Raw genomic sequence first — 18,873 nt, forward strand, 5'->3', positions numbered from 1 at the left:
ATTCAGACACAACTTTCGAAACAGGAAATCCGCTGCAATGAAGATCACATTGAACAAGATGCTCCTGGCTTCAACCCTCGCTGCCGCGATGGCGGTTGGCCTGGCGAACGCCGCCGATGCCCCGCGTGTCGGCGTACGCGGGGCCATCACCGCGATCGACGGCGACGCCATGCACGTCAAGGTCAACAGCGGTGAGGACGTCACCGTGCACCTGACCCAGGACACCCAGGTGCGCGCCGTGACCCTGGCCAAGATCGATGAAATCAAGCCGGGCAGCTACATCGGCTCGGCCGCCATGCCCAATGCCGATGGCAGTCTGACAGCGCTGGAGGTGCACGTTTTCCCACCGGCCATGGCCGGCACGGGCGACGGGCATCGTGCGTTTGACTTGAAGGAAGGCAGCAGCATGACCAATGGCACCGTCGGCGACCTGGTGGTCAGCAACGGGCGGACGTTGACCGTTAAATACAAAGGCGGCGAACAGAAGATCGTGGTGCCTGAGGATGTGCCGATCGTCAATCTGGAACCGGGCGATCGCAGCTTGCTCAAGCCGGGTGTGAAAGTGGTGATGTTTGCGGCGAAGGGACCGGATGGGACCATCACGGCCCAGGCCATTTCAGCCGGCAAGGATGGCGTGACCCCGCCGATGTAACACTGTCGGAGCCGGCTTGCCGGCGATTGCATCGCCTCGGTGTATCAGGCATACCGAGGTGCTGCTATCGCCGGCAAGCCAGCTCCTACAGGGATGGTGCAGTTATTGACCGGAATAGATCTGGTCGAAAACGCCACCATCATTGAAGTGGGTCTTCTGCACCGTGCGCCAGTCACCAAAGGTCTTCTCTACCGACAGGAAGTCGACTTTCGGGAAACGGTCGGTGTATTTGGCCAGCACTTTCGGGTCACGTGGACGCAGGTAGTTGTTGGCGGCGATTTCCTGGCCTTCCGGCGACCACAGGTATTTCAGGTAGTCCTCGGCGGCCACGCGGGTGCCTTTCTTCTCGACCACTTTGTCGACCACCGATACCGGCGGCTCGGCTTCGGCGGAGACGCTTGGGTAGATCACTTCGAACTGATCACGGCCGAATTCACGGGCGATCATCTCGGCTTCGTTCTCGAAGGTCACCAGCACGTCGCCGATCTGGTTGGTCATGAAAGTCGTGGTGGCGGCACGGCCACCGGTGTCCAGCACCGGTGCCTGTTTGAACAGCTTGCCGACAAAGGTCTTGGCCTTTTCTTCGTTGCCGCCGTTCTTGAGCACATAACCCCAGGCCGACAGGTAGGTGTAACGGCCGTTACCCGAGGTTTTCGGGTTGGGCACGATCACCTGCACGCCATCCTTGAGCAGGTCCGGCCAGTCTTTCAGGGCTTTCGGGTTGCCTTTGCGCACGATAAACACGGTGGCGGAGGTGAACGGTGCGCTGTTGTTCGGCAAGCGGGTGACCCAGTTGTCCGGCACCAGGTTGCCGTTGTCGACCAAGGCGTTGATGTCGGTGGCCATGTTCATGGTGATTACGTCAGCCGGCAGGCCATCGATCACCGAGCGTGCTTGTTTGCTGGAGCCACCGAAGGACATCTGCAGGGTCAGCTTGTCGTTCGGGTGCTCGGCTTCCCAGTGTTTCTGGAAAGCGGCGTTGTAGTCCTTGTAGAAGTCGCGCATCACGTCATAGGAGACGTTGAGCAGTGTGACGGGGGCAGCCTGGACGGCGCCCGCCAGGGCAAGGCCGGCGGCCAGGAGAGAGGCGCTAACGAGTTTTTTCACTGCTCATTCCTTGTTGTTCGAGAAGGTTGTCGATTGAGTGAGGGCATTTTGCCAGCGACTATAGCTGGCAGCGCATAGACGTTTAAAGATTAAAACGCACTTTGCTTATTCCACTTTCCTAAAAAGCGCATTACCGCAGCGCGAGCAAAAGGCCGCGTTGGGTTCATGGCTGTTTTTCTTGCACACCGGGCAATCGGTTTGCAACTGTTCACCGCGCATGGCACTGGCCAGCTCGGCGGTGAAAATACCGGTGGGCACGGCGATGATCGAGTAACCCGTGATCATCACCAGCGACGAAATCACCTGGCCCAACGGGGTCTTGGGCACGATGTCGCCAAAGCCTACGGTGGTGAGAGTCACGATGGCCCAGTAGATGCCCTTGGGGATGCTGGTAAAGCCGTGCTCCGGGCCTTCGATCACGTACATCAAGGTGCCGAACACCGTCACCAGCGTACACACGCTGACCAGGAACACCACGATCTTCTGCTTGCTGCCTCGCAGCGCCGCCATCAGGTAGTTGGCCTGCTTGAGGTACGGGCTGAGCTTGAGCACGCGGAAGATCCGCAGCATCCGGATGATGCGGATGATCAGCAGGTACTGGGCGTCGCTGTAGTACAGCGCCAGGATGCCGGGCACGATGGCGAGCAAATCCACCAGCCCATAGAAGCTGAAGGCGTAGCGCAACGGCTTGGGCGAGCAATACAGGCGCAACCCGTACTCGATCAGGAAGATCAGCGTGAAGCCCCACTCGATATAGGCCAGCACGTCGGCGTAGTTCTGGTGTACCTGATCGATGCTATCGAGCATCACGATCACCAGGCTGGCGAGGATGATCAGCAGCAGGATGCCGTCAAAGCGCCGCCCGGCGACCGTATCACTTTGAAAAACCATGACGTAGAGCCGCTGACGCCAGTCGTTGTTGCTGTCCATAAAGCCCGCCTGCAGTGAATACCGGGCAAGCCTAGGGGGATTCGAAGGGGCTGTCCATGCGGGGTTTGCGCAGCACTCGCGCGCCTGCGCGCACCAGCCAGCAGGCGAGGATGAACGGCGCGGTCAACGCGGGCAGATGCAGGGCGGCGAAGCCTGGGGTGAGGATGATTGCCAGCAGGATGCCGAGCAGTGGCAGCCACGGTTGGCGACGCACCTGGCTGAGGGCCAGGGCGGCCAATGCCGGGTTGTAGCTGTGCAGGCCGAGCAGGGCGCCTGTGGGTTCCTGCAGCCACAGTGCAATCACCACGCCGGCACTCGCGCCGATCAAGGCCCATACGGTGGCACGACGGTTGGCCAGCCACAGGCCCAGCGCAATCAAGGCACCGGCTACCGGTTGGTCCAGCAGCATGATTTGCGCCAGGCCAGTGAACGGTGCGGTGAGTACGTTCAGGGTGTCGGGTTCACTCAGGCGAAAGGTGCTTTCAGGCGCGGTGCCAATCAGCAACCAGCCGAGCAAGACAAAAGGCGCGGTATAGGCCGGCAAGTCATCGGGCTGGCTGGCGTGCTTCAACCATTGCCGCGTGAGGATCGCGCTCAAGCCGCCGCATGCCAGGATCAGCGGTGGCAGCAAGGCCGACCAGCCAACGTGCTGGCTGATCAGCACGCCCAGCAGTACGCCGTTGTAGCTGTACAGACCGGCTTGGCGCTCGGCTTTCGGATAACCCCGGCGCTGGGCCGTGAGCAAGCCCGCCACGCCACCGAGCAGCGCACCGCCCAGCAACGTCGGCGCGCCGATCAGGATGGCCAGCAGGCACAGCAAGCCACACAGCGGCTGGCGCTGCAGGAATATCTGGCTGAAGCCGTTGAGCAGGGCTTCGGCCCAGTCGGGGCAGGTGGGGTTGTGCATGGTGGTTAGTCAGTGAGACTGAGTTGTCCCCATCGCAGGCAAGCCAGCTCCCACATTTGACTGTGTTCGCAGATCAAAATGTGGGAGCCGGGCTTGCCCGCGATGGGGCCCGAACAGGCGCTAGATCAGGGTTTCGATACGCAGGGAATTGGTCGACCCCGGTTGCCCGAACGGCACCCCCGCGGTAATCACCAACGTATCCCCGCGCTCCGCCATGCCTTGCGCCTGGGCAATCTCCAGCGCCGTGGAACACACCTCGTCCACCTGGCGCAGTCGGTCATTGACCACCGAGTGCACGCCCCAGGCCACACTCAAGCGTCGCGCCGTGGACAGGTTCGGCGTGAGGTTGAGGATCGGCGCCACCGGCCGCTCCCGCGCCGCGCGCAGGCTGGAGCTGCCCGACTCGCTGTAGTTCACCAGCACCGCCACCGGCAGGATGCTGCTGATGCGCCGGATCGCGCAGCTGATGGCGTCTGACACGGTGGCATCCGCCTTGGGCCGGCTGACGTCCAATTGCGTCTGATAATCCGGGCCGCTTTCCACTTGGCGGATGATCTTGCTCATCATCTGCACGGCTTCCAGCGGGTATTCGCCGGACGCGGTTTCCGCCGACAGCATCACCGCGTCCGCGCCTTCGGCCACGGCGTTGGCGACATCCGTCACCTCGGCACGGGTCGGCGCCGGGGAGAAGCGCATGGACTCCAGCATCTGCGTGGCCACCACCACCGGTTTGCCCAATTGGCGGCAGGTGCCGATGATGTCTTTCTGGATCTGCGGCACGCTCTCGGCCGGCACCTCCACGCCCAGGTCGCCTCTGGCCACCATGATCGCGTCGCTCAGTTCGGCGATCTCCTGCAGGCGCTGCACGGCCGAGGGTTTCTCGATCTTGGCCATCAGGAAGGCCTTGTCGCCGATCAACTCGCGGGCTTCGCGAATGTCTTCCGGGCGCTGCACAAACGACAGCGCCACCCAATCCACACCCAGTTCCAGGCCGAAGCTCAGGTCGCGCCGATCCTTGGCGGTCAGTGGGCTCAGTTCCAGCAAGGCTTGTGGGACGTTCACGCCTTTGCGGTCGGACAGTTCGCCGCCATTCAGCACCGTGGTGTCGATGGCGTCGGCCTGCTTGGTGATCACCCGCAGGCGCAGCTTGCCGTCGTCCAGCAGCAGGTCCATGCCAGGCTCCAGTGCCGCGATGATCTCCGGGTGGGGCAGGTTGACCCGGCGCTGGTCGCCCGGTGTCGGGTCCAGGTCCAGGCGCAAGGCCTGGCCACGTATCAGTTGCACCTTGCCCTCGGCAAAACGCCCGACCCGCAGCTTCGGCCCTTGCAGGTCCATGAGGATGCCCAGCGGGTAATTCAGCTGGCGCTCCACCTGGCGAATCCACTGGTAGCGCTGCGCATGGTCAGCGTGATCGCCGTGGCTGAAATTGAGGCGGAAGATATTCACCCCGGCTTCCACCAGTTCGCGGATGTCATCGATGCCGTCGGTGGCCGGGCCCAGGGTGGCGAGGATTTTGACCTTCTTGTCAGGCGTCATGTTTGGCAGTCTCAAGAATCAGGATGGCGCGGAAGTCATTGACGTTGGTGCGCGTCGGCTCAGTGACGATCAAACCGTCGAGGGCAGCGAAATAGCCGTAGCCGTTGTTGTTATCCAACTCGTCGCTGGCCGACAGGCCGAGGGCTTCGGCGCGGCGGTAACTGCACGGCGTCATGAGGGCGCCGGCGTTGTCTTCCGAACCGTCGATGCCGTCGGTGTCACCGGCCAGGGCGTACACGCCGGGCAGGCCCTTGAGGCTGTCGGTAAGGCTCAGCAGGAATTCCGCGTTGCGCCCACCACGGCCGTCGCCGCGCACGGTCACGGTGGTTTCGCCACCGGAGAGGATCACGCACGGCGCCGCCAGCGGTTGGCCGTGCTGGACGATCTGCCGGGCGATGCCGGCGTGCACCTTGGCCACGTCCCGCGCTTCGCCTTCGAGGTCGCCGAGGATCAGCGGGCTGAACCCGGCCTGGCGGACTTTTACGGCCACGGCCTCCAGGGATTGCTGGGGGCGGGCGATCAGTTGGAAGTGGCTGCGGGCCAGTACCGGGTCGCCAGGCTTGACGGTTTCCGAGGCCGGGTTCTGCAACCAACTGCGAACCGCGGCAGGGGCGTCGATGCCATATCGCTTGAGGATCGCCAGGGCCTGTTGCGAAGTGCTCGGGTCACCGACCGTGGGGCCGGAGGCGATCACTGTGGCCTGGTCGCCGGGCACATCGGAAATCGCATAGGTATACACCGTGGCCGGCCAGGCCGCTTTCGCCAGGCGGCCCCCCTTGATCGCCGAGAGATGCTTGCGCACGCAGTTCATCTCGCCAATGGTGGCGCCGGATTTGAGCAAGGCTTTATTGATGGTTTGCTTGTCGGCCAGGGTGATGCCTTCGGCGGGCAGGGCCAGCAAGGCAGAGCCGCCGCCGGACAGCAGAAAGATCACACGGTCGTCTTCGCTGAGGTTGCTGATCAACGCCAACACGCGCTGGGCCACCGCCAGGCCGGCGGCGTCGGGCACGGGGTGGGCGGCTTCGACCACTTCGATTTTCTGGCACGGCGCGCCGTGGCCGTAACGGGTGACTACCAGGCCGGTGACGTCGCCTTGCCAGCAGTTCTCCACGACCAGGGCCATGGCGGCGGCGGCCTTGCCGGCACCGATCACGATCACACGGCCGCTGCGGTCGGCGGGCAGGTAGGGTTCGAGGACTTGCCGGGGGTGGGCGGCGTCGATGGCTGTGGCAAACAGCTCGCGAAGCAGGTGTTGCGGATCGACCGACATAAGCGGGCTCCCGGGGATTCTTGTTATTAGGGGTGAGACTTGGAATAGGGATTAAAGGTGGGAGCTGGCTTGCCTGCGATAGCAGTGTGTCAGGCAGCAAATCTCTAGCTGGAGGACCGCTATCGCAGGCAAGCCAGCTCCCACACTGGATGGCATTTCAAGTGAGCACTTACTTATCGCGAATCGAAAAATTCGCCATATGCTCCAGGCCCTTGATCAGCGCCGAATGGTCCCAGTTACCGCCGCCAATCGCCGTGCACGTACTGAACACCTGCTGCGTACCGGCGGTATTCGGCAGGTTGATCCCCAGTTCCTTGGCGCCGGCCAGGGCCAGGTTGAGGTCCTTCTGGTGCAGGTTGATGCGGAAGCCCGGATCGAAGGTGCCCTTGATCATGCGCTCGCCATGCACTTCGAGGATCTTCGACGACGCGAACCCACCCATCAGCGCTTCACGCACCTTGGCCGGGTCGGCGCCGTTCTTGGCGGCGAACAGCAACGCTTCGGCCACCGCCTGGATGTTCAGCGCGACGATGATCTGGTTGGCGACCTTGGCGGTCTGGCCGTCACCGTTGCCGCCCACCAGAGTGATGTTCTTGCCCATGGCCTGGAACAGCGGCAGTGCGCGTTCAAAGGTCTGCGGCTCGCCACCGATCATGATGCTCAGGGTGCCGGCCTTGGCGCCGACTTCACCACCGGACACCGGTGCATCCAGGTACTGCGCGCCGGTCTCGTTGATCTTCGCCGCGAACGCCTTGGTGGCGGTGGGGGAGATCGAACTCATGTCGATCACGACTTTGTTCGGTGACAGGCCAGCAGCCACGCCGTCTTTGCGGAACAGCACGTCATCGACCTGCGGGGTGTCGGGCACCATCACGATGATGAACTCGGCTTCCTGTGCCACTTGCTGCGGGTTGGCCAAGGCCACGGCACCGGCGTCGATCAGGGCTTGCGGGGCCTTGCCGTGGTGCTCGGAGAGGAACAGTTGGTGACCTGCTTTCTGCAGGTTGGCGACCATGGGTTGGCCCATGATGCCGGTGCCGATGAATCCGATTTTAGCCATGACGAAAATCCTCTTGTTATTCGGTCAGCAACCTCTGTAGGCGCCGGCTTGCTGTGGTGAGCAGGCTTGCCCTGCGCTGGGCTGCGAAGCAGCCCCCCAAGCCCCACTCACCACATCAAGCCAGTTCCTACAGGAGATTGCGTAGTGTCGGTTAGATGGCGTTATGGGTTTTGAGCCAGCCCAGACCCGCTTCGGTAGTGGTCAACGGCTTGTACTCACAGCCGACCCAACCCTGGTAACCGATGCGGTCCAGGTGTTCGAACAGGAAGCGGTAGTTGATCTCACCCGTGCCCGGCTCGTTGCGGCCCGGGTTGTCCGCCAGCTGGATGTGGTTGATCTCGCCCAGGTGCGCGGCCATGGTGCGGGCCAGGTCGCCTTCCATGATTTGCATGTGATAGATGTCGTATTGCAGGAACAGGTTGTCGCTGCCGACCTGCTCGCGAATCGACAGGGCCTGCGCCGTGTTGTTCAGGTAGAAACCCGGAATGTCGCGGGTGTTGATCGCTTCCATCACCAGCTTGATGCCCACCGCGTTCAGCTTGTCGGCGGCGTACTTGAGGTTGGCGACGAAGGTTTTTTCCAGGGTCTGGTCATCAATGCCTTGTGGCCGGATCCCGGCCAGGCAGTTGATCTGGGTATTGCCCAGCACTTGTGCATAGGCGATCGCCAGCTTGACCCCGGCGCGGAATTCCTCGACCCGGTCCGGGTGGCACGCCAGGCCGCGCTCGCCCTTGGCCCAGTCACCGGCCGGCAGGTTGAACAGCACTTGGGTCAGGCCGTGAGCGTCGAGTTGTGCCTTGATTTCAGCAGAGCTGAATTCATACGGGAACAGGTACTCGACCCCTTCGAAGCCCGCATCGGCGGCCGCTTTGAAGCGGGCAAGGAAGTCCTGTTCGGTAAACAGCATGGACAGGTTGGCGGCGAAACGCGGCATAAGGTTCTCCTTAATCGAGCAGGGAAATGGCAGTCGGCGCATCGTTGCCGACCAGGGCCAGATCTTCGAATTCGTTGACGGCGTTGATCTCGGTGCCCATGGAAATGTTGGTCACGCGTTCCAGAATAATCTCAACGATCACCGGCACCTTGAATTCTTCGATCATTTCCTCGGCGCGGCGCAGTGCCGGTGCGATCTGGCCTGGCTCGAACACGCGCAGGGCCTTGCAACCCAGGCCTTCGGCGACGGCAACGTGGTCCACGCCATACCCGTTGAGTTCCGGGGCGTTGAGGTTGTCGAAGGACAACTGCACGCAGTAATCCATTTCAAACCCGCGCTGGGCCTGGCGGATCAGACCCAGGTAGGAGTTGTTCACCACCACGTGGATATACGGCAGCTTGAACTGTGCACCCACGGCCAGCTCTTCGATCATGAACTGGAAGTCATAGTCGCCCGACAGCGCCACCACCTTGCGGCTTGGGTCGGCCTTGACCACGCCGAGGGCGGCGGGGATGGTCCAGCCCAACGGGCCGGCCTGGCCGCAGTTGATCCAGTGACGTGGCTTGTACACATGCAGGAATTGCGCGCCGGCAATCTGCGACAGGCCGATGGTGCTGACGTAGCAGGTGTCTTTGCCGAACACCTGGTTCATTTCTTCATACACACGCTGTGGCTTGACCGGCACGTTGTCGAAGTGGGTCTTGCGGTGCAGGGTGGCTTTGCGTTGCTGGCAGTCGTTCAGCCAGGCACTGCGATCCTTGAGCTTGCCGGCGGCTTTCCACTCGCGGGCCACTTCGATAAACATCGTCAGCGCGGCCCCGGCGTCGGAGACGATGCCCAGGTCCGGGGTGAAGACGCGGCCGATCTGCGTCGGCTCGATGTCGACGTGGATGAACGTGCGGCCCTCGGTGTAGACCTCGACCGAACCGGTGTGACGGTTGGCCCAACGGTTGCCGATGCCCAGCACCACGTCCGACTTGAGCAGTGTGGCGTTGCCATAACGGTGGGAGGTTTGCAGGCCGACCATGCCGACCATCTGTGGGTGATCGTCCGGGATGGTGCCCCAGCCCATCAGGGTCGGGATGACCGGGATGCCGGTGAGTTCAGCGAATTCGACCAGCAGCTCGCTGGCGTCGGCGTTGATGACGCCACCGCCGCTGACCAGCAGTGGGCGTTCGGCCTGGTCCAGCAGCGCCAGGGCTTTTTCGACCTGCACGCGGGTTGCCAATGGCTTGGCCAGGGGCAGCGGTTGGTAGGCGTCGATGTCGAACTCGATCTCGGCCATTTGCACGTCGAACGGCAGGTCGATCAACACCGGGCCAGGGCGGCCGGAGCGCATTTCGTAAAAGGCTTTCTGGAAGGCGTAGGGTACCTGGCCGGGCTCGAGGACGGTAGTCGCCCACTTGGTCACCGGCTTGACGATGCTGGTGATATCCACGGCCTGGAAGTCTTCCTTGTGCATCCGGGCGCGGGGGGCCTGGCCGGTAATGCACAGGATCGGGATCGAGTCGGCCGAGGCGCTGTAGAGGCCGGTGACCATGTCGGTACCCGCCGGGCCCGAGGTGCCGATGCACACGCCGATATTGCCGGCCTTGGTACGGGTGTAGCCCTCGGCCATATGGGAGGCGCCTTCAACGTGGCGAGCAAGGACGTGATCGATGCCACTCACCTTCTGCAAGGCCGAATACAGTGGGTTGATCGCGGCGCCTGGGATACCGAAGGCGGTGTCCACACCCTCACGGCGCATTACCAGGACGGCGGCTTCGATTGCTCTCATTTTGCTCATGGTTTTGGTGCCTCTTGCGTTTTGTAATTGTATACAAGTGGTGTCTGGCCAAAGTGTATTCACGGCGGAAGGCGCAGGTCAATGCATTTTATAAACTGGCCTTTGCGTTCGTCGGAACGGCTTTTTTCGACGTATGGAGCCTTTGTGCGAAAATATTGTATACAAAAATAAAAGTCATTGTGTTCTATTTGTTTGATCGAGCATCTGATCATTCAGACCTCCACCGCTTTCCCAATAACAAAAGAAGGACGGCACCATGAGCGCTTTAACCTTGAAACTGGCCACCCAACTGGCCAGCCAGGCCCTCACCGCAGGGCGCACCATTTCGGCGGCGCCACTGACCATTGCAGTGCTCGACAGCGGTGGTCACCTGATCACCCTGCAACGCGAAGACGGCGCCAGCCTGTTGCGCCCGCAGATCGCCATCGGCAAGGCCTGGGGCGCGATCGCCCTGGGCAAGGGGTCACGCCTGCTGGCGCTGGACGCGCAGCAACGCCCGGCGTTTATCGCGGCGTTGAACAGTTTGGGGCAGGGCAGCGTGGTGCCTGCGCCGGGTGGGGTGTTGATTCGAAATCAGGAAGGCATGGTGCTGGGGGCGATCGGGATCAGCGGGGATACGTCGGATATTGATGAGCAGTGCGCGATCACGGCGATCGAAGGGGTGGGGTTGATGGCGGACGCGGGGGTGTCTGCCTAGTTTTTTGCTGATCTGTCGGGCCTTATCGCGGGCAAGCCCGCTCCCACATTGGACCGCATTCTCATGCTGGAACTCTATCAAGTGTGGGAGCGGGCTTGCTCGCGAAGGGGGCAACTCGGTCTCGCCCCCTACAACCAAACTGCATCCCACAGCGGATAGTCGCCAATCCGCTTCACCAGCCCCGCCCGCAGGGGATTGGCCACCACATACCGGGCCATCTTCACCAGATCATCTTCCTTGCGCAGCGCTCGGTCATGAAAGCTGGTTTGCCAAAGCCTGCCTCTGCGACCAGAAGCACCGTTCACGCTTCGGGTGCTTTTGGATTTAACCTGGCACATCAAATCGCCTAGTGAGCCTTTTTGTAGTTCGACCAACCAGTGTAAATGGTCTGGCATCACTACCCACGCCAGAGAGTTTGCCAGCCCTTGATACTGAGCGAGTCTGAGTTGCCAGACCACTAATCGGCCTAGGTGAAAGTCACTGAATATCGGCACACGTTCGTGAGTGTTGGTGGTAATCAGATAGATGCGATTGGGTTCGCTGAACCGCCCGATACGCAGGCGGTGTGAGGTGGCTTGATCAGGCATTCCTTGGCCTCTCTTCAGATGGTGTCCTGAGAGGCTAGATCTCGATGGCTGATGCTGATTGGCAGGCTTTTGGCAGGATGTGTCTGGGAGGGCGCTTTCGCGAGCAAGCCCGCTCCCACGGGGGATCTTCAGTGTTTTGACAATTTATGTCTGGCGCAAACTCCACAGGCACCACATTTCCTCAGTCCGGCTCACACCCCTTCAACACCAACCGGATAATCGTCTGCGCCGCCGCCTCGTAATCCGCTTCATCCAGCTTGGCCTTCCCGGTCACCGCCGAGATCTGCCAGTCGAAATCCGCATACGTCTGTGTGGCTGCCCAGATGCTGAACATCAGGTGATTGGGGTCAATCGCAGCGATCAGGCCGCGATCGACCCAGGTCTGGATGCAATCGATGTTGTGCTTGGCCTGGGCGTTGAGCTGCTCGACCTGGTCAGCGCTGAGGTGTGGGGCGCCGTGCATGATTTCGCTGGCGAACACCTTGGAGGCGAAGGGCAGGTCGCGGGAGATGCGGATTTTCGAGCGGATGTAGTTGCTCAGTACTTCCTTGGGCTCGCCGTCCGGATTGAACGGTGTGGAAGCGGCCAGGATCGGCTCGATAATGCTTTCGAGCACCTCGCGATAGAGGTTGTCCTTGGATTTGAAATAGTAATAGACGTTGGGCTTGGGCAGCCCGGCCTTGGCGGCGATGTCGCTGGTTTTGGTCGCGGCGAAGCCCTTGTCGGCAAACTCCTCGCTGGCCGCCCGCAGGATCTTTTCTTTGTTGCGCTCGCGAATGGTGCTCATAAACCAGAGGTTTCCTTGCCAGTACAGGCGGTTGCGCATGGTAGCACCGGCTATCCGCGAGCCTCAACAATGTGCCCGCAAAGCGTTGCGCCGCGTTATGCTCCGCCCATCTCTCTCTTATGGAAGCCCGATTCATGGCAGGAAGCAGCTTGTTGGTGTTGATCGACGATATCGCCGCAGTTCTCGATGACGTAGCCCTGATGACAAAAATGGCGGCGAAGAAGACCGCCGGCGTGCTCGGCGATGACTTGGCGCTCAATGCCCAACAGGTCTCAGGCGTGCGCGCGGAGCGGGAAATTCCCGTGGTGTGGGCGGTGGCGAAGGGGTCGTTCGTCAACAAGCTGATCCTGGTGCCGGCCGCCTTGCTGATCAGCGCGTTTGCGCCATGGGCGGTGACGCCTCTGCTGATGCTCGGCGGTGCCTACCTGTGTTTCGAAGGTTTCGAGAAACTCGCCCATAAATTCCTGCACAGCAACGCCGACGACCAGGCTGAACATGCGCAGTTGGTCGAGGCCGTAGCCGATCCGGCCACCGATCTGGTGGCCTTTGAAAAGGACAAGATCAAAGGCGCCATCCGCACCGACTTCATCCTTTCCGCCGAAATCATCGCCATCACCCTCGGCACCGTGGCCGACGCGCCGTTGATGCAGCAGGTGGTCGTGTTGTCCGGCATTGCCATTGTCATGACCATCGGCGTCTACGGACTGGTGGCCGGCATCGTCAAGCTGGACGACCTGGGCCTGTGGCTCACCCAGAAGCCTGGCCAGGTGGCGCGCAGTGTCGGCGGCGCCATCCTGCGCGCGGCGCCTTATATGATGAAGAGCCTGTCAGTGATCGGTACAGCGGCGATGTTCCTGGTGGGCGGTGGGATTCTCACCCATGGCGTGCCGGTGGTGCATCACTGGATCGAGACCGTCAGCCAAGGCGCGGGCGGGGCGGCGTGGTTGGTGCCGACGCTGCTGAATGGGGTGGCGGGGGTTCTTGCAGGGGCGGTGGTGTTGGCGGTGGTCGGCGGGGTGGGCAAGCTCTGGAAAACGGCTAAGGCTTGATCTCGCGACAATAAAAAAGGCCATTCAATCGAATGGCCTTTTTTGTGGGCGTTTACTCGGCAATCTGCAGCTTTCGCGATTCCGTATAAATGTAGCGCACCTTCTCGTACTCGAACGGCGAGTTCATCTGACCATAACGGAAGCTGGTCTGATAACGCTTGTCCACCGCGCGCAGAGCCCAGATTTCCGGGTGGTTGGAGCTGACTTCGGACACATTCAGGAAGTTGATCTGGGTTTCCGCTCCGTAATCGACGATCAGGCCGGTCGTGTCACGCAGGTTCGAAGGGCCGAAGATCGGCAGTACCAGGTACGCGCCGCCCGGCACGCCGTAGAAGCCCAGGGTCTGGCCGAAGTCTTCGCTCTGGCGCGGCAGGCCCATGGCGGTAGCTGGGTCCCACAGGCCGGCGATGCCGATGGTGGTATTGACCAGCAGGCGGCCGGTGGTTTCCAGGGAGCGGTGGCCCTTGAGCTGCAGCAGGCTGTTCAACAGGTTGGGCACATCGCCCAGGTTGTTGAAGAAGTTGCTCACGCCGGTACGCAGGAAGCTGGGCGTGACGTAGCGGTAACCGTCAACCACCGGCAGGAACACCCATTGGTCGAAGCGGTAGTTGAAGTGGTACACGCGACGGTTCCACGACTCCAGCGGGTCGTACACGTTGAGGGCGGTGAGCGATGAGCGCTCGAACTCACGCTGGTCCAGGCCCGGGTTGAACTTGAGCTTGGTCAGCGGCTCCTTGAAACCATCGGCATCGACGTTGACCGGCTCGTGGGCCTTGCTGTTGTCGGCATTGGCCACGCCTGCGCACATCAAGGCGGCAAGCAGCAGAAGATATTTAGCCACGGAAGAACTCCAGCATGGCGTCGGCGTTGACGCGGTAATTGAGGTTGCCGCAGTGGCCGCCCAACGGGTAGACGGTCAAGCGATCGCCGAAGGTTTTACGCAGGAAACCGAGGTCGCCAGGGCCGAGGATCACGTCGTCGGCGTTGTGCATGACGGCGATCTTCGGGTTGGTGTGCAGGTAGTCCTTGAGGGCGTACAGGCTGACCTGGTCGACCAGTTGCAACAGGCTGCCGCCGTCGGAGCGGGCGCGCCACATCGGGATCACTTGTTCGGTGAGGTAGCAGTCGAAGTCGCATTGCAGCGCACGCTTGAGGAACGGCGTGAGGCTGGTGCTTTCGGTGATCGGGTATTTCGGCGGAATGATCAGGCCACGGCGGTTGATCAGGTCCGAGGTAAAGGCGATATCGGCCGCCGAGAAGCGGAACGAGGTACCGATCAGCATGGCCATCTGTTCGTTGGTCAGGTGCTGCTTGGATTGCTGGAAGTCGTAGAGCAGGGCGTCGTTCAGGTCGATGTAGCCCTTTTGCTGGAAGTAACGGGTCAGCTTGTTCAGCACCAGCTCATAGAAAGTGGTGGTGTTGTTGATGCCCTTGACCTCGGTCTGTACCAGCTTGTCGAGGTTGGTGATCGAGGTGTAGAGGTTGACCGGAGGATTCAGCAGCAAGACTTTCTTGAAGTTGAAGCTGCGGCGGGTCTCGTCGAGCTTGCTGACAAACGCCGCATCCAGGGCGCCGAGGCTGTAGCCGGTGAGGTAGAAGTCGGTTACCGGCAGCGAAGCATTTTGCGCGCGCACGGCTTGCATCACGCGGTACATGTCTTCGGCGTCTTCCTGGGTAATCCCCGGCGTGGCGAAGCGCGAGGCGGCGCTGATGAAGTCGAAGCTGGTCGGCGACGACAATTGCACCACGTGGTAGCCAGCCTGGTAATACAGCTTCTTCAGGTATTCGTTGATGCTGCTGTCGAATCGAGCGCCGGTGCCTGCGATCAGGAAGATCAGCGGCGCAGCGCGATCCTGCTTGGCGATGCGGTAGGTGAGTTTCTTCACCGCCCAGAAGTTGTCCGGCAGGCTGAACTCGCGCTCGGGGCGCATGTTCAGCGTGTAATCGGACTGGTTGATCTCGTCATCGCTGGGCAATTTGGGCCGTAGGTCAGGCGGTGTGGTGGCGATGGTCGCTTCGAACGGGTTGGTCAAGGGGTAGCCATAGCTGGCTTGGTCGATATCGACGGCCAGTGCTGACGCACTCAGAAAAAGGCTGCCCAGCAGGGCAGCACAGCGCAAGGAACGGAGCATGACTTAATCCCTAGGAGGAAACGTACTTAATGAAGTTCGCAGGCTATGACCACCGCGTCTTCGCCGAAGTGCCATCACTCGGCACGAAATGTCGGAAAAAAAACGTCGGAATCGGGGTAATAGTAGCCAGACGATACACTTTGCCACGCTTTGATGAACACTAATTGTGTGTATGCGCCTTGCTAACGGCTGCCGGGGCATTAAGCTGAGCGCCGTTTTTGCCTATCGGAGTACCCCATGTCCCGTCGTTTGCCGCTGATTTTGCTGCTTATTGCACTGCCGCTGTGGCTGGCTGCCAGTTACGGTGTGCGCTATGGCTTTATGGAGGACGGCCAGTGGGTGGGCATCTGCGTGGATGAGGCCAGCCGCTGGGAATGCCAGTTGCGCTCGAACCTGGGGTTGATGATCCACTTCAAGGTGCTGGGCTGGGCGGCACTGATCACGTCGGTGCTGGCGTTTTTCGTGCCGGGGCGTGCGGGCTGGGGGTTGGCGGTGCTGGGAATGGTATTCGGGCTGCCGGCGCTGGCGTTGTACAACACCACGTTTGCGGTGTTTGCCGTGGTGATTGCGGGGTTGCGCTTGGTGCGCAAGCCCAGGGACATATGACCAACCCCTGCAGGAGCCGGCTTGCCGGCGATCGCGCCATCGCCGGCAAGCCGGCTCCTACGGTCAGTTCTGGCGTACTCGCAAGCAACGCCACAACGCTACAACCATGAGCAGGCTAACCACCGCCCAACCCCAAGCCTGCTGGTTCAACAACCCTTCGCGGTACAACTGTGGCGCAATGCCCGCTCCGATGATGAAGGTCAGCAGCGCAATCTCCCGGCGTGGCCCGGTCACCGGACGCACCAGGTACACCAAGGCCGGCAACACCAGCGCGGCGCTCGGGAAGCTGCGGTAGCGTGGATCGAACACCAGCGCCAGCATCATCACTGCCCCCGCAAAACCGGCAGTTGCCACCAGCCAGCCAGCGCGTTGCTCCAGCCAGTCGAAGGCGCGTGCGCGCCAGTCTTCCCGTGAGCTGAGGCTCAATGCAGCATGGGCCAGGACCAGCAAATTCAACGCCACCAGCAAGCCGGCCCATACCCATTCGTCATTGAAGCGCGCGGTCACGCGGGTCAGTTCTGCCCAGGTACCGATAGAACATGCTGCGACGGCGCCCAGCAGCGGCAGGGCGATAGCCGCACGCACGCTGCGTACACGACCACCCAGCGCCAGGGTGCCCAGCAGGATGAGCCCGCCAACGCCCAGCCACAGCGGCCAGTACGGCACATTGGTCACTGGCCCGGCGAGGATGCCTTTGTCCTGGCGGTTTGCATCGAACAGGCCCCAATAGCCCCCTACGGCGCCTTCGCTCGCACGCTTCCACGGCTGGTCGAAGGCTTCGATCAGGTTGTAACGCCAGCCATTCGCCTCGGCCATGGCGACAAAGCCGCGCATGAACCTGGCTTCGTTGACCCGGCTCGGCACCGCGGTTTCGCGCTGGCGGCCTTCGCTGGGCCAGCCGGTCTCACCGATCAGTATGTCCTTGGGCGCGAACCTGTTGCCGAAGGTCTGGCGCACATCGCCCACGTGCTTCAGAGCCTGGTCGATGCCCGACGGGTCATCTTCCCAGTACGGCAACAGGTGGATCGTCAGGAAGTCCACCGCCGGCGCGATCTCCGGGTGCTGCAGCCAGAACTCCCACACATCCGCATACGTCACCGGCTGCTTGATCCGGCTTTTGACGGTATGGATCAGCGCCACCAACTGTTTGGCGGTGACTTCCTTGCGCAGCAGCGCCTCGTTGCCGACGATCACCGAGGTCACGACATCCGGGTGGGCGTTGGCTGAGGCGATCAGTTGGTCGACTTCCTTGGCGGTCGCCACCGGGTCACTGCTGACCCAGGCGCCGGCCATCACTTTCAGCCCATGCTTGCGCGCCATCTCCGGCAAGGCTTCCAGGCCGGTCATGGAGTAGGTGCGAATGCACTCGAAGCGGGTCGCCAGCAGGGCGAGGTCAGCGTCCATGCGTTCCGGGCGCAGGGTGAACGGCTGGTCGAACGGGGATTGGTCTTTGTCGAACGGTGTATAGGACGCGCACTGCATCTTGTGCGTGGCACTGGCGACATCGGGCAGCACCACGGGACGGCCGAGGCCATACCAGTAACCCGTCAGGGCCAGCAGGCCGAGGATCAAGGCGAAGCAATAGGGCAGGGCAGGGAAGCGGGCAGTCGCGGGCATGGTCGGCTTATCTGGAGGAGCAAAGGCGCGCATCTTACCCGGATTTGGCCCGTCCCAGTGGGGCTGCATGATTTTGACATGCAAAGTTCGGGCGGGATTTTGGCGCCAGGTCCTGCAAAGCGTCCTGCTGGCGATGTGATGTCGTTCCTTGCTTGTAGGATGTCGCTGACAGAGCAGGTCGCAGGCCCGGGCAGGTTGATGATCGAAGTGTCAGTACTCCGCTGACGGCGCACTACCGTGATCGATGCGCGTGAAGGGGGCGCGGTGCACCACATAACAACAGGTTGACGTCGCTCGGCATCCGCCGGGCGCAGCACTTTCGGGGAAGTACTATGAAGATGCGACGACTCTTGGGCGCAGCTGCCACTCTGGTAGTTGCGATGAGCTCCACACTGGCCAGCGCCGACAGCAAAACCCTGAGCATCGGCTATGTGGATGGCTGGTCCGACAGCGTTGCCACCACGCACGTGGCGGCGGAGGTGATCAAGGCAAAGCTCGGTTATGACGTGAAACTGCAAGCGGTCGCCACCGGGATCATGTGGCAGGGCGTTGCCACCGGCAAGCTCGATGCCATGCTCTCCGCCTGGCTGCCGGTGACCCACGGTGAATACTGGGCCAAGAACAAGGACAAGGTGGTCGACTACGGCCCCAACTTCAAGGATGCGAAGATCGGCCTGATCGTGCCGGAGTACGTCAAGGCCAAGTCCATCGAAGACCTCAAGACCGACACCACCTTCAAGAACAAGATCGTTGGCATCGATGCCGGTTCGGGCGTGATGCTCAAGACCGACGAAGCCATCAAGCAGTACGGCCTCGATTACAAGCTGCAAGCCAGCTCCGGCGCCGCGATGATCGCCGAGTTGACCCGTGCCGAAGACAAACAGGAATCCATTGCGGTCACCGGTTGGGTGCCACACTGGATGTTCGCCAAGTGGAAACTGCGTTTCCTCGACGATCCAAAAGGGATTTATGGTGCTGCTGAAACCGTCAACAGCATCGGCAGCAAAGGCCTGGAGAAGAAAGCGCCGGAAGTCGCAGCCTTCCTGAAGAAATTCCAGTGGGCCTCCAAGGACGAAATCGGCGAAGTCATGCTCGCGATCCAGGAAGGCGCCAAGCCTGATGCAGCGGCCAAGGATTGGGTCGCCAAGCACCCTGAGCGTGTGGCCGAGTGGACCGGTAAGTAACCGTTAATCTGTAGAAATTACACCGCAGACCT

At 61.6% G+C, this 18,873-nt stretch carries 18 protein-coding genes; 5 read left to right on the plus strand and 13 right to left on the minus strand.

Features of this window, described 5'->3' with window-relative positions; all coding sequences use genetic code 11:
- The first annotated feature begins 37 nt into the window (after nt 1-37).
- The gene (locus tag BM70_RS0121560; protein ID WP_025857923.1) at nt 38-652 is read left to right on the plus strand and encodes a DUF5666 domain-containing protein; all 615 of its coding nucleotides are present in this window, start codon (nt 38-40) and stop codon (nt 650-652) included.
- 102 nt (nt 653-754) lie between these two features.
- Here BM70_RS0121560 and BM70_RS0121565 read toward each other — a convergent pair whose 3' ends face one another.
- The 8 genes from BM70_RS0121565 to gcl form a co-directional block, all read right to left on the minus strand.
- Complete coding sequence (locus BM70_RS0121565) at nt 755-1,759, minus strand: sulfate ABC transporter substrate-binding protein (protein WP_025857924.1); 1,005 nt, start codon at nt 1,757-1,759, stop codon at nt 755-757.
- A gap of 105 nt (nt 1,760-1,864) precedes the next feature.
- Nucleotides 1,865-2,689: an ion transporter gene (locus BM70_RS0121570; RefSeq protein ID WP_025857925.1), complete on the minus strand. Its 825-nt coding sequence runs from the start codon at nt 2,687-2,689 to the stop codon at nt 1,865-1,867.
- Nucleotides 2,690-2,720: 31 nt separating this feature from the next.
- Nucleotides 2,721-3,596 carry an urea transporter gene (locus BM70_RS0121575; protein WP_025857926.1) on the minus strand — a complete coding sequence of 292 codons (876 nt, stop codon included), beginning with the start codon at nt 3,594-3,596 and terminating at the stop codon, nt 2,721-2,723.
- Between the two features lie 120 nt (nt 3,597-3,716).
- A complete protein-coding gene (gene pyk, locus BM70_RS0121580; protein WP_025857927.1) occupies nt 3,717-5,132 on the minus strand; it encodes a pyruvate kinase in 1,416 nt (471 codons plus the stop codon).
- The gene (locus tag BM70_RS0121585; RefSeq protein WP_025857928.1) at nt 5,122-6,402 is read right to left on the minus strand and encodes a glycerate kinase; all 1,281 of its coding nucleotides are present in this window, start codon (nt 6,400-6,402) and stop codon (nt 5,122-5,124) included. Before BM70_RS0121585 ends, pyk begins: the two co-directional genes overlap by 11 nt.
- 169 nt (nt 6,403-6,571) lie before the next feature.
- Complete coding sequence (locus tag BM70_RS0121590) at nt 6,572-7,462, minus strand: 2-hydroxy-3-oxopropionate reductase (protein WP_025857929.1); 891 nt, start codon at nt 7,460-7,462, stop codon at nt 6,572-6,574.
- A 151-nt stretch (nt 7,463-7,613) separates the two neighbouring features.
- Nucleotides 7,614-8,396 carry a hydroxypyruvate isomerase gene (gene hyi / locus BM70_RS0121595; RefSeq protein ID WP_025857930.1) on the minus strand — a complete coding sequence of 261 codons (783 nt, stop codon included), beginning with the start codon at nt 8,394-8,396 and terminating at the stop codon, nt 7,614-7,616.
- Between the two features lie 10 nt (nt 8,397-8,406).
- Complete coding sequence (gene gcl / locus BM70_RS0121600) at nt 8,407-10,182, minus strand: glyoxylate carboligase (protein ID WP_025857931.1); 1,776 nt, start codon at nt 10,180-10,182, stop codon at nt 8,407-8,409.
- Nucleotides 10,183-10,438: 256 nt separating this feature from the next.
- On the opposite strand from gcl, the gene BM70_RS0121605 reads away from it, so the two are divergent.
- Nucleotides 10,439-10,879, plus strand: a complete 441-nt coding sequence (locus BM70_RS0121605; RefSeq protein WP_025857932.1) for a heme-binding protein — start codon at nt 10,439-10,441, stop codon at nt 10,877-10,879.
- 128 nt (nt 10,880-11,007) lie between these two features.
- Here BM70_RS0121605 and BM70_RS0121610 read toward each other — a convergent pair whose 3' ends face one another.
- Together BM70_RS0121610 and BM70_RS0121615 are read right to left on the minus strand one after the other, a co-directional pair.
- Nucleotides 11,008-11,466, minus strand: coding sequence for a transposase (locus BM70_RS0121610; protein WP_025857933.1), 459 nt, complete (start codon nt 11,464-11,466; stop codon nt 11,008-11,010).
- A gap of 181 nt (nt 11,467-11,647) precedes the next feature.
- Nucleotides 11,648-12,253, minus strand: a complete 606-nt coding sequence (locus BM70_RS0121615) for a TetR/AcrR family transcriptional regulator (RefSeq protein WP_025857934.1) — start codon at nt 12,251-12,253, stop codon at nt 11,648-11,650.
- A 134-nt stretch (nt 12,254-12,387) separates the two neighbouring features.
- Here BM70_RS0121615 and BM70_RS0121620 point away from each other — a divergent pair, with 134 nt between their 5' ends.
- Nucleotides 12,388-13,302 (plus strand): DUF808 domain-containing protein, encoded by a 915-nt coding sequence (locus tag BM70_RS0121620; RefSeq protein ID WP_025857935.1) that lies wholly within the window; start codon nt 12,388-12,390, stop codon nt 13,300-13,302.
- A gap of 52 nt (nt 13,303-13,354) precedes the next feature.
- On the opposite strand, the gene BM70_RS0121625 is transcribed toward BM70_RS0121620, so the two are convergent.
- On the minus strand, nt 13,355-14,143 hold the full coding sequence (locus tag BM70_RS0121625; RefSeq protein WP_025857936.1) for a VacJ family lipoprotein: 789 nt from the start codon (nt 14,141-14,143) through the stop codon (nt 13,355-13,357).
- Nucleotides 14,136-15,434 (minus strand): serine/threonine protein kinase, encoded by a 1,299-nt coding sequence (locus BM70_RS0121630; RefSeq protein ID WP_025857937.1) that lies wholly within the window; start codon nt 15,432-15,434, stop codon nt 14,136-14,138. The genes BM70_RS0121625 and BM70_RS0121630 overlap by 8 nt, the downstream gene beginning before the upstream one ends.
- A 237-nt stretch (nt 15,435-15,671) precedes the next feature.
- Between BM70_RS0121630 and BM70_RS0121635 the strand changes: the two genes are divergently transcribed.
- Complete coding sequence (locus tag BM70_RS0121635; protein ID WP_025857938.1) at nt 15,672-16,040, plus strand: hypothetical protein; 369 nt, start codon at nt 15,672-15,674, stop codon at nt 16,038-16,040.
- A 63-nt stretch (nt 16,041-16,103) separates the two neighbouring features.
- Here BM70_RS0121635 and BM70_RS0121640 read toward each other — a convergent pair whose 3' ends face one another.
- The gene (locus tag BM70_RS0121640) at nt 16,104-17,657 is read right to left on the minus strand and encodes a glycosyl hydrolase family 17 protein (RefSeq protein ID WP_025857939.1); all 1,554 of its coding nucleotides are present in this window, start codon (nt 17,655-17,657) and stop codon (nt 16,104-16,106) included.
- A gap of 332 nt (nt 17,658-17,989) precedes the next feature.
- Here BM70_RS0121640 and BM70_RS0121645 point away from each other — a divergent pair, with 332 nt between their 5' ends.
- The gene (locus tag BM70_RS0121645) at nt 17,990-18,841 is read left to right on the plus strand and encodes a glycine betaine ABC transporter substrate-binding protein (protein ID WP_025857941.1); all 852 of its coding nucleotides are present in this window, start codon (nt 17,990-17,992) and stop codon (nt 18,839-18,841) included.
- Nucleotides 18,842-18,873 lie beyond the last annotated feature (32 nt).

The sequence above is a fragment of the Pseudomonas sp. CHM02 genome (assembly GCF_000612585.1).
In the GTDB taxonomy this organism is placed as follows: domain Bacteria; phylum Pseudomonadota; class Gammaproteobacteria; order Pseudomonadales; family Pseudomonadaceae; genus Aquipseudomonas.

Coding starts and splice junctions, on each gene's coding strand:
- BM70_RS0121575 (WP_025857926.1), bottom strand. CDS start 3,596: ATGCACAACCCCACCTGCCCCGACTGGGCCGAAGCCCTGCTCAACGGC.
- BM70_RS0121640 (WP_025857939.1), bottom strand. CDS start 17,657: ATGCCCGCGACTGCCCGCTTCCCTGCCCTGCCCTATTGCTTCGCCTTG.
- BM70_RS0121605 (WP_025857932.1), top strand. CDS start 10,439: ATGAGCGCTTTAACCTTGAAACTGGCCACCCAACTGGCCAGCCAGGCC.
- BM70_RS0121630 (WP_025857937.1), bottom strand. CDS start 15,434: ATGCTCCGTTCCTTGCGCTGTGCTGCCCTGCTGGGCAGCCTTTTTCTG.
- BM70_RS0121645 (WP_025857941.1), top strand. CDS start 17,990: ATGAAGATGCGACGACTCTTGGGCGCAGCTGCCACTCTGGTAGTTGCG.
- BM70_RS0121585 (WP_025857928.1), bottom strand. CDS start 6,402: ATGTCGGTCGATCCGCAACACCTGCTTCGCGAGCTGTTTGCCACAGCC.
- BM70_RS0121590 (WP_025857929.1), bottom strand. CDS start 7,462: ATGGCTAAAATCGGATTCATCGGCACCGGCATCATGGGCCAACCCATG.
- BM70_RS0121620 (WP_025857935.1), top strand. CDS start 12,388: ATGGCAGGAAGCAGCTTGTTGGTGTTGATCGACGATATCGCCGCAGTT.
- BM70_RS0121570 (WP_025857925.1), bottom strand. CDS start 2,689: ATGGACAGCAACAACGACTGGCGTCAGCGGCTCTACGTCATGGTTTTT.
- BM70_RS0121560 (WP_025857923.1), top strand. CDS start 38: ATGAAGATCACATTGAACAAGATGCTCCTGGCTTCAACCCTCGCTGCC.
- BM70_RS0121615 (WP_025857934.1), bottom strand. CDS start 12,253: ATGAGCACCATTCGCGAGCGCAACAAAGAAAAGATCCTGCGGGCGGCC.
- BM70_RS0121610 (WP_025857933.1), bottom strand. CDS start 11,466: ATGCCTGATCAAGCCACCTCACACCGCCTGCGTATCGGGCGGTTCAGC.
- gcl (WP_025857931.1), bottom strand. CDS start 10,182: ATGAGCAAAATGAGAGCAATCGAAGCCGCCGTCCTGGTAATGCGCCGT.
- pyk (WP_025857927.1), bottom strand. CDS start 5,132: ATGACGCCTGACAAGAAGGTCAAAATCCTCGCCACCCTGGGCCCGGCC.
- hyi (WP_025857930.1), bottom strand. CDS start 8,396: ATGCCGCGTTTCGCCGCCAACCTGTCCATGCTGTTTACCGAACAGGAC.
- BM70_RS0121635 (WP_025857938.1), top strand. CDS start 15,672: ATGTCCCGTCGTTTGCCGCTGATTTTGCTGCTTATTGCACTGCCGCTG.